This is a genomic window from Sphingopyxis sp., from assembly GCF_025869345.1.
In the GTDB taxonomy this organism is placed as follows: Bacteria; Pseudomonadota; Alphaproteobacteria; order Sphingomonadales; family Sphingomonadaceae; genus Sphingopyxis.
Window position 1 is genome coordinate 1 of record NZ_JAOZVW010000142.1, and the last position, 4,379, is coordinate 4,379.

Below are 4,379 nucleotides of genomic sequence, written 5' to 3' on the forward strand. Positions count from 1 at the left end.
CGTAACAAGTCCGGGGTGACGAACGAAAGAAAATCACGCGCGACCGCGGTCAGACATACATGCCCTCGCGCAGATTGATGCCATGCTCGATCCAGACCTTGAGCGCGCAGAGCATCTGCGACCAGCCCTGGCAATTGCCATAGGATGCACCGAGCGCGCCCTGATTTTCGCGCCACCCCTCCTCGGCGATCTCGACGAGGGTGCGCCCGTCCTCCAATTCCTTGAAGCTCATCGTCACGCGGGTGCGATAATCGGCGTCCTTGAGTTCGCCGCCCTCGACATTCGGCGCCTCGCCTTCGTTCGCCTGCCATTCCAGCACGATCTTCGCGTCGGGCACGACCGCGATGACATAGACGGGGAAGGCGCCGGGAAAGTCGTGAAAATCCCACTCCACCGTCGCGCCGGTTTCGAGCCGCCCTTTCGCGCCGCCGGTGGTGAAATAGTGCGACAGCTTCGCGGGGTCGGCGACCGCCTCGAACACCTCATGTACCGGCTTCGCGATCCGCGCCGCGACTCGGAATTTCAGTTCCATCGACAATCTCCGCTTGCTTTCCCCTCATTATGTTATAAATTCATAACATGTCAATCCACGAAGAATATGACCGCGTTTTCAAGGCCCTGTCGTCGCACGTCCGCCGCCAGATCCTCGACGACCTCAAGGATCAGCCGCTGACCACGGGCACACTGTGCGGCAACTTCGCGCATCTCGACCGCTGCACGGTGATGCAGCATCTGAAGGTGCTGGAGGATGCGGGGCTGGTGGTCGCCGAACGCCGCGGCCGCGAACGCTGGAACCATCTCAACGCCATGCCGATCCAGGACATCCACGACCGCTGGATCGGCCCCCATGCCGCTGCGGCCACCGCGCGGCTGGCGCGGTTCAAGCAGGCAGTGGAGGCGCGGTAAACCCGCGGGTCGGGGCGGCACGTTGCGAGCGAACGCCATCGTCGCCCCCGCGACGGCGGGGGCCGCCGTCGGTTTGCGCAGCGCTGAAGAATAAGGCCGATAGCGGCCCCCGCCTTCGCGGGGGCGACGCTTATCTCACGTCCGCTTCCCCCTAAAGTCCGACGTTCCCGCTTCGCGGCCCACCTTTTGAAGCCAGGCGCCTGTTTGCCTGATGCTGTATGGCCGTGCAATACAATCGTTTGGATGAGCCGCATTGCATGCTAGGGGCACGCGCAAGCAAAGCATCGGTCAAGATCATGGCATCAAATCCCGAGGTTCTGTGACGCCCGCAAGCGCAATAATGACGCGCATAGCCGCAGTTTTCAGGGACTTCTGATGCTTCGGCTTTTTTGGTTACAACCCCTTTGGCATTGACCATGTCGCGAAACCCGAAAAGCCCCGGCCCGGCCGCATCCGGCGCCCTGCCCGCGTCGATTGGCGAGCGGTCGATCGTGCTCGTCGGGCTGATGGGGTCGGGCAAATCGACGATCGGCCGCCGCCTCGCGCAGCGCCTCGGCATGGCCTTCGCCGACGCCGACGACGAGATCGAGCGCGCCGCGGGCATGACGATTTCCGACATGTTCGCCAAGTTCGGCGAAGCGCATTTCCGCGACGGCGAACGCCGCGTGATCGCGCGGCTGCTCGCGGGCCGGCCGCACGTCCTCGCCACCGGCGGCGGCGCCTTCATCAACGACGAGACGCGCGCGCTGATCCTGAAGGACAGCCTGTCGATCTGGCTCGACGCCGACATTCCGACGCTGGTCGAGCGCGTCGCGCGGCGCAGTCACCGCCCTTTGCTCAAGGACCGCGACCCGGGGCAGGTGCTCCGCGAGCTCGCCGCGGTCCGCAACCCCATCTATGCCGAGGCGCACATTCGCGTCAGTTCGGCATCCAGCCCGCACGAGCATACGGTGCGCGCGATTTTGGAGGCCCTGTCGAAATGGAACGCCTGACCGTCGAACTGGGGAGCCGCAGCTATCCGATTCTGATCGGCGACGGGCTGCTCGGCGAGATCGGCCGCCACGTCGCGCCGCTGCTGAAGCGCCCGCGCACGATGATCGTCACCGACGAGCATGTCGCGCCGCCCTATCTGGACGCGGCGAGCGCCGCGCTGGCGGCGGAGGGCATCACGGTCTCGTCGCTCGTCCTGCCCGCGGGCGAAGGCTCCAAAAGCTGGGCCGGGCTCGCGCGCCTCACCGAATGGCTGATCGGCGAAGGGGTCGAGCGCAGCGATCATGTCGTCGCGCTGGGCGGCGGCGTGATCGGCGATCTCGTCGGTTTCGCGTGCAGCATCGTCAAGCGCGGCTGCGCCTTCGTCCAGGTGCCGACCACGCTGCTCGCGCAGGTCGACAGCAGCGTCGGCGGCAAGACCGCGATCAACGTCGCGGCGGGCAAGAATCTGATCGGCGCCTTCCACCAGCCCGCGCTGGTGCTGATCGACCCGGCGACGCTCGCCACCCTGCCGCGCCGCGAGCTTGGCGCGGGCTATGCCGAGGTGGTCAAATATGGCCTGATCGACGACGCGGAATTCTTCGCCTGGTGCGAGGCGAATGGCGCCGCGTTGCTCGCCGGCGACGGCGACGCGCGGCATCGGGCGATCGCGCACAGCGTATCCGCCAAGGCGCGGATCGTCGCCGCCGACGAGCGCGAGACGCAGGACATTCGCGCGCTGCTCAACCTCGGCCACAGCTTCGGCCACGCGTTGGAGGCCGAGACCGGCTATTCGGACCGGCTGCTCCACGGCGAGGCGGTCGCGGCGGGGATGGTGCTCGCGTATCAGTTTTCGGCCGCGAACGGGCTTTGTCCGGCCGCGGACGCGGCGCGGGTGCGCGACCATCTCGCCAGCCTCGACCTGCCGCACAGCCTCGCGAGCGCGGGAATCAACAGCGGCGGCGCGGCGCTCGCGGCGCATATGGCGCACGACAAGAAGGTGCGCGGCGGCAAACTGCCGCTGATCCTGACCCGCGGCATCGGACAAAGCTTCGTCACCGAGGGTTATGGGCTGGATAGCGTGGCGGCGTTTCTGGATGGTCGCTGACGGCGGGAGTTAGCCGAGCGGTTGCGGACGCCCGGCATCTCCTAACTTTGTCATCCCCGCGAAAGCGGGGACCCAGAGCGCGCGTCGGCTAACCCCACTCTGGGTTCCCGCTTTCGCGGGAATGACGAAGATGGGGAATGGCCGCTCCCCACCCCATAGCAGGCATCGGCTTCAAATAGGCCTTTCCTACATTTTCCGGCTGTGCCAGCCTTCATCCGGTGGATAAAGCGGTCGCGGTCCAGCTTGCGGATGCGGCCACGGCGAGGCGTGCCGCGTGCGTGCAGCATCCCCGCGGGGTCCACGCCGGGGGAATGCAATAGGCTGAACTTTCCTGAACTTTGGAATGAATGCCGCGGGTCATCCTCTTCATCGCCTCCTGCCCGGAAGCGGATGTCAACGATCCGCCTTCTGAACCATTCGGCCCGATTTGCCCCCTTGAAACACTTCGCCTTGCCGCCGATGTAGGATCACCGAGGGGCCAGCCCGCCGGTTCTCGGCGCGGCGCTCCACAACGAAGGACAAAATTCGCATGATCGACCCGCTCGCCGCCCTTGTTCCCGTCGTCGTCGAGCAGACGAGCCGCGGCGAACGCAGCTTCGACATTTTCTCCCGCCTGCTGCGCGAACGGATCGTCTTCGTCACCGGCGAGGTCGAGGATAATATGGCCTCGCTGATCACCGCCCAGCTGCTGTTCCTCGAATCGGAAAATCCGAAGAAGGACATCTATATGTATATCAACTCGCCGGGCGGGGTGGTCACGGCGGGCATGGCGATCCACGACACGATGCAATATATCCGCCCGCGCGTCGGCACCGTGTGCATCGGCCAGGCGGCGTCGATGGGCAGCTTCCTGCTCGCCGCGGGCGAGCCCGGGATGCGCGTTGCGCTGACCAATGCGCGCGTGATGATCCACCAGCCGTCGGGCGGCGCACGCGGCATGGCGTCGGACATCGAGATCCAGGCCCGGGAAATCCTGCGCATCCGCAAGCGGATGAACGACCTGTACGTCCAATATACCGGCAAGCCGCTGGAAGAGATCGAAAAGGCGATGGACCGCGATACCTTCCTCGAGGCCGACGAGGCGAAGGCCTTCGGTCTCGTCGATCATGTCTACGATCGCCGCCCCGCGCTGCCGGGTGACGAAGCGCCCAAGGAAATCAGCGAAGGCCCGACGCCTTAATTATGCGCACTCCATCGTCACCCCGGGGCCCGACCCGGGGTCCCGCTTCTCGACGTTGAATAGCGGGACCCCGGATCAAGTCCGGGGTGACGAAACGCGGTAACCCTGTTTCTTGACATCCGCCCCACGCCTTGGCGCTAGGCGGAACATTGAACCCGCGTCATCCAATTGCCATATTGTAATTGGGTGGCCGGGGGCTAGGATAAGGACGGCAGC

The 4,379-nt window shown here is 65.5% G+C and carries 5 protein-coding genes; 4 read left to right on the plus strand and 1 reads right to left on the minus strand.

Annotation, left to right across the window (positions count from 1 at the left end; genetic code table 11):
* Window positions 1–49: 49 nt before the first annotated feature.
* The gene (locus OJI97_RS15590) at window positions 50–532 is read right to left on the minus strand and encodes an SRPBCC family protein (protein WP_297664975.1); all 483 of its coding nucleotides are present in this window, start codon (window positions 530–532) and stop codon (window positions 50–52) included.
* 47 nt (window positions 533–579) lie between these two features.
* On the opposite strand from OJI97_RS15590, the gene OJI97_RS15595 reads away from it, so the two are divergent.
* The 4 genes from OJI97_RS15595 to clpP all read left to right on the plus strand — a co-directional run bounded on the left by OJI97_RS15595 (window position 580) and on the right by clpP (window position 4,163).
* Window positions 580–906 carry a helix-turn-helix domain-containing protein gene (locus OJI97_RS15595; RefSeq protein WP_297664977.1) on the plus strand — a complete coding sequence of 109 codons (327 nt, stop codon included), beginning with the start codon at window positions 580–582 and terminating at the stop codon, window positions 904–906.
* 416 nt (window positions 907–1,322) lie between these two features.
* On the plus strand, window positions 1,323–1,898 hold the full coding sequence (locus OJI97_RS15600) for a shikimate kinase (protein ID WP_297664978.1): 576 nt from the start codon (window positions 1,323–1,325) through the stop codon (window positions 1,896–1,898).
* On the plus strand, window positions 1,886–2,983 hold the full coding sequence (gene aroB / locus OJI97_RS15605; RefSeq protein WP_297664980.1) for a 3-dehydroquinate synthase: 1,098 nt from the start codon (window positions 1,886–1,888) through the stop codon (window positions 2,981–2,983). The genes OJI97_RS15600 and aroB overlap by 13 nt, the downstream gene beginning before the upstream one ends.
* Window positions 2,984–3,512: 529 nt before the next feature.
* Complete coding sequence (gene clpP / locus OJI97_RS15610) at window positions 3,513–4,163, plus strand: ATP-dependent Clp endopeptidase proteolytic subunit ClpP (RefSeq protein WP_297664982.1); 651 nt, start codon at window positions 3,513–3,515, stop codon at window positions 4,161–4,163.
* Window positions 4,164–4,379 lie beyond the last annotated feature (216 nt).